Source organism: Syntrophotalea sp. (assembly GCF_050253115.1).
Taxonomy (GTDB): domain Bacteria; phylum Desulfobacterota; class Desulfuromonadia; order Desulfuromonadales; family Syntrophotaleaceae; genus Syntrophotalea; species Syntrophotalea acetylenica.
Genome location: NZ_JBFWJQ010000160.1, coordinates 1 through 4148, shown reverse-complemented (window position 1 = coordinate 4148; position 4148 = coordinate 1). Strand labels below are relative to the sequence as shown.

The window sequence follows — 4148 nt, the reverse complement described above, 5'->3', positions numbered from 1 at the left end:
AGGCGTTTCGGCTCGAACCTTCGGCGCATGCCGTTTCGGTTTATCCTTTTGCAGACGATGCCGTCATCTGCTTTCGCCCCACTGAAAACACAAAAAAGGCCGATTTCCAGTCACTGCGAAAATCGGCCCGCGGTTTTATCTTTTTTCCGGTCCTCCCGGTGGCTCCTCCTCGACCAGCTTCCAGGCTTCAGCCACCAGGGCATCGGCCAGCTCGCCTTGGGGAACCTTGCGCAGCACTTTACCACGCCGGAAAAGGATCCCCTGTCCCTTGCCTCCGGCAATGCCGAGATCGGCTTCGCGGGCCTCGCCGGGACCATTGACAACACACCCCATGACCGCCACGGTAATAGCCAGCGGCAGGTCCTTCAGTCGTTGTTCGACTTCTTCCGCCACCGAAATCAGATCGATCTGACACCGCCCGCAGGTGGGGCAGCTGACAAATACCGGGCCGCGCTGCCGCAGCTGGAGGGACTTGAGTATCTCCCAGCCGACGCGCACCTCTTCCACCGGATCACCGGTCAGGGATACGCGCAGGGTATCGCCGATACCGTCGTACAGCAGCGCGCCGAGGCCCACTGCGCTTTTAATGGTTCCGGCCCAGGTGGTGCCGGCTTCGGTGATGCCGATATGCAGAGGATAATCGACCTGCACGGCCAGCAGGCGGTAAGCCTCCACCGTGCGCCGGATATCCGATGCCTTGAGGCTGACCTTGATTTCCCCGTAACCGAGATCTTCCAGAATGCGAATATGTCCCAGAGCGCTTTCCACCATTGCCTCGGCGGTAGGATGACCGTAGCGCTCCAGCAGATCCTTTTCCAGAGAGCCGGCATTGACGCCGATACGAATCGGCACACGGCGCTCGGCGCAGGCCCTGACCACTTCCTCGACCTTCCAGCGCGCTCCGATGTTGCCAGGATTGAGACGCAAACCATCGACGCCTCCCTGCAGGGCCATCATGGCCAGCCGATAATCAAAATGGATATCGGCAATCATCGGCATGGCGCAATCGGCACGGATGGCGGCCAGCGCCAGCGCGGCCTGTTCGTCGGGAACCGCACAGCGCACAATCTCGCAGCCTGCCGCGGCCAGCCTTTCAATCTGCGCCAGGGTCGCGGCAACATCGCTTGTCGGGGTACTGCACATCGACTGAACGGAAACCGGTGCGTCGCCGCCAATGGCGACACTGCCCAGTTGCATCGGCCGGGAAATTCGTCTCATAGGTTCTGCTCCTGGAAAAACGGTATCGGATGGCATCCGGCTGGCTGTTAAAAACCGGCCAGCGGAACCCAAAAAGAAGTGCCCGGAAGCATCGGAGGACAAGCCAGCGCCGGCAGCAACACCGGGTCGCCGCCAGCGAGTTTACGACCCGCCATCAGTGAAGTCAAGCCGCCAAAAGAGACGTTGACAGCGGTGTGGTTACGATTTAAGGTGCCGTCACACTAGATACAAGCATTCTGAAAGCAGGTAAACCATGTCCAGACAAACGGAAAATCAGCCGGCCGCGGGCCGTCAGAGAAGAAAGACTTCCGGCGGGCTCGTTGAAATCGACATCGAGCGTCTCAACAGCGACGGCCTCGGCGTCGCCCGGCGCCAGGGCAAGGAAGTGCTGGTAGCGGGCGCCCTTCCGGGCGAGCGGGTCGCCATAAGCATCGAACATGAAGGCCAGCGCCGTGAGGTCGGCCGCCTGCAACGCATTCTCGACCCGAGCCCGATGCGTCGGCCATCGCCGTGCAAATCCCTGAGCGCATGCCAGGGATGCTCTCTGATGTCCATGCACTATCCGCAACAGTTGCGGTTCAAGCAGGATAAAGTTCAGGAAGCCTTCGGCAGGGCCCCCGAGCTGAAGGATGTCGCAATCCAGCCGGTCCTCGGTGCCGACCAACCGCTCGGTTATCGCACCAGCGTCAAGCTGGCTCTCGGCCGGCACAAGGGCCGCATCGTCATCGGACTGTACCGGCGCGGCAGCCATGATGTGGTGGACACAGGCGCCTGCCCGCTGCATCATCCCCTGATCAACCGCATTGTCGAAGTGGTGCGGGATGAAATTGCCCGTCAGGATATCTATCTTTACAACCCTGTCAGCCGGCGCGGCCTGTTGCGCTATCTGCTGATCAAGGTCAGTCCCGCAAACGGCAAGGCAATGGTAACCTTCGTAACCTCTCAAAAGGACTTCAAACGCATTCCGATCCTTGCCAAGTGGGTGATGCGCAAGGTTCCGCAAATCGTATCCGTGCAACAGAACGTGAATGCCTCCGGCGGCAACGTCATCCTGGGACGGGAAACCCTGCGCATGATCGGGCAGCCCGATCTGTTCGACCAGGTTGGCGACATCCGTCTGCGCATATCCCCGACCTCCTTTTTCCAGGTCAACCATGCGCAGGCCGCGCGCATTTATTCCCTGGTGCGACAGTGGGCGGCCCTGCGGGATAACGAATACGCCCTCGACCTTTACTGCGGCATCGGAGGCATCGCCCTGCATCTGGCCCGGGATGCCGGACAGGTCGTCGGCATTGAAATGGTCGAGGAAGCCGTCCGCAACGCCCAGCAGAATGCCGTACTGAACCAGCTCGGCAACTGCCGCTTCCTGGCCGGCGATACGGCCCATTTGCTGGAGGACCTGGCCACCAGCATCCCGCAACCGGCGGTCGCCGTTCTCAACCCCCCGCGCGGCGGCTGTCAGACCGAAGTGCTGCAGGCCGTTGCCAGCCTGCAACCCAGGGTCATGATCTACGTTTCGTGCAACCCGGAGACCCTCGCCCGGGACCTTGCCGAGCTGATACGGCTTGGTTACCGCTGTGACGCGGTACAGCCCGTCGACATGTTTCCCCAGACCGCGCATATCGAAACCGTGGTCCGCCTGAGCCGCGGGGGCCATTCACAAAAATAAAAGGGCCAAAAGGCTCCGTGCATTGCCGGCGGAGCCCTTTGGCCCTTTTTAAAAGCAAAAAAGGTTAAAAGCAAAAAAGCCGTTACAGCTTGATCACATTGCTGGCCTGGGGGCCTTTCTGGCTTTCGACAACATCAAACTGGACCTGCTGACCCTGGGAGAGGCTTTTAAAGCCTTCGGCCTGAATAACGGAAAAATGCACGAAAACATCCGGACCGTTTTTCTGTTCGATAAAGCCGTATCCCTTGGCATCATTGATCCACTTCACCACACCTTGAGCCATTGTCGTCTCTCGGTTGATCTAGCGCTTGCGCAGTCTCTCGCCAGATTCCGCCGGCATCGCCACGGAACCGTCATGCCTGCCGCCAGGCCAACCTCACGCAATGGGCAGCATGACCTGAATTTTATTAATACGACTTCACTAACATAACCCCTGCGCAAAATCAAGCCCCCTTTTACCCGCAGGCGGGGCCGCCGAAAATACCGCGGGCACCTCAGGACAGGCGCACCAGCAAGCCGTCGAGAAACCGCGCATCCAGCCTTTCGGGCAGCAACGGGCAAAGAGTATCGTTCCAGCAATGCAGACAGGCTTCCACGAAAGGCCATGCATCCGGCTCCATTTTGCCGATCCAGGTTCGGATCTCCTCCCGCAAAACATTGTTCAAAGTCTTGTCCTTGCACACCTGATAGTGCAGGCCAGCGAGTTCCCTGGCGGGAAGCGGCGTTATGTCAAAGGGCCGTCCCGACAACCGATTGGCCACGGCGGTAAGGAAGAAGTGCCGTAAACCGACCCCCTGAAACTGATCCGGCTGGCAGCCACAAAGGTCGAGGTCATCAGGCGCAGGCAAGCGGAAAGGAAAATGCTCCTCGAACAGACGGCGCGCCGCTTCGATGCTGGCCAGAGTCTCTGCCACACGCTCCACATCGGACAGATCGCGGAAAGATCGTGTCCCTCCCGCGCCAGGAGTATCGAGTGCCAGAGGGTAGAGGGGACGCACCGCTGAAAGGGCCTCCGACAGCATTGCCCATACACCATCCAGCCAGGGGCCGAGGGAGGATGAGCGCAAACGGCGGGCCCGCTGCTGCAAGGACAGCGTGAGGCTGTAACCCAGCTGAAAAAGCGGCTGCAGATAAGAATTTTCGAGAAGTTGGGCCGCCCGCTCCGCATCGTTGTGGCAGAGGTGTTCAAGCGCCAGGTTGAGATAGCCGTAAACCTTGTCCTTGGCCGTTTTCAAGGCATCCCGATCACCGCAATCAATTC

The 4148-nt window shown here is 59.9% G+C and carries 4 protein-coding genes; 1 reads left to right on the top strand and 3 read right to left on the bottom strand.

Annotated elements, in window-relative coordinates; all coding sequences use genetic code 11:
• Positions 1–135: 135 nt before the first annotated feature.
• Positions 136–1218 (bottom strand): flavodoxin-dependent (E)-4-hydroxy-3-methylbut-2-enyl-diphosphate synthase, encoded by a 1083-nt coding sequence (gene ispG, locus AB7E65_RS12165; RefSeq protein WP_072287080.1) that lies wholly within the window; start codon positions 1216–1218, stop codon positions 136–138.
• A 253-nt stretch (positions 1219–1471) separates the two neighbouring features.
• On the opposite strand from ispG, the gene rlmD reads away from it, so the two are divergent.
• The gene (gene rlmD / locus AB7E65_RS12160) at positions 1472–2887 is read left to right on the top strand and encodes a 23S rRNA (uracil(1939)-C(5))-methyltransferase RlmD (protein WP_428746043.1); all 1416 of its coding nucleotides are present in this window, start codon (positions 1472–1474) and stop codon (positions 2885–2887) included.
• Positions 2888–2969: 82 nt separating this feature from the next.
• On the opposite strand, the gene AB7E65_RS12155 is transcribed toward rlmD, so the two are convergent.
• Together AB7E65_RS12155 and AB7E65_RS12150 are read right to left on the bottom strand one after the other, a co-directional pair.
• On the bottom strand, positions 2970–3170 hold the full coding sequence (locus AB7E65_RS12155) for a cold-shock protein (RefSeq protein WP_428746042.1): 201 nt from the start codon (positions 3168–3170) through the stop codon (positions 2970–2972).
• A 211-nt stretch (positions 3171–3381) separates the two neighbouring features.
• Positions 3382–4148, bottom strand: a 767-nt coding sequence (locus AB7E65_RS12150) for a DUF6178 family protein (protein WP_428746041.1), incomplete at its 5' end; no start/stop codon positions are given.

What these genes read in the sequence shown, in the direction of transcription:
- ispG (WP_072287080.1), bottom strand. Translation starts at nt 1,218, where the DNA reads ATGAGACGAATTTCCCGGCCGATGCAACTGGGCAGTGTCGCCATTGGC.
- AB7E65_RS12155 (WP_428746042.1), bottom strand. Translation starts at nt 3,170, where the DNA reads ATGGCTCAAGGTGTGGTGAAGTGGATCAATGATGCCAAGGGATACGGC.
- rlmD (WP_428746043.1), top strand. Translation starts at nt 1,472, where the DNA reads ATGTCCAGACAAACGGAAAATCAGCCGGCCGCGGGCCGTCAGAGAAGA.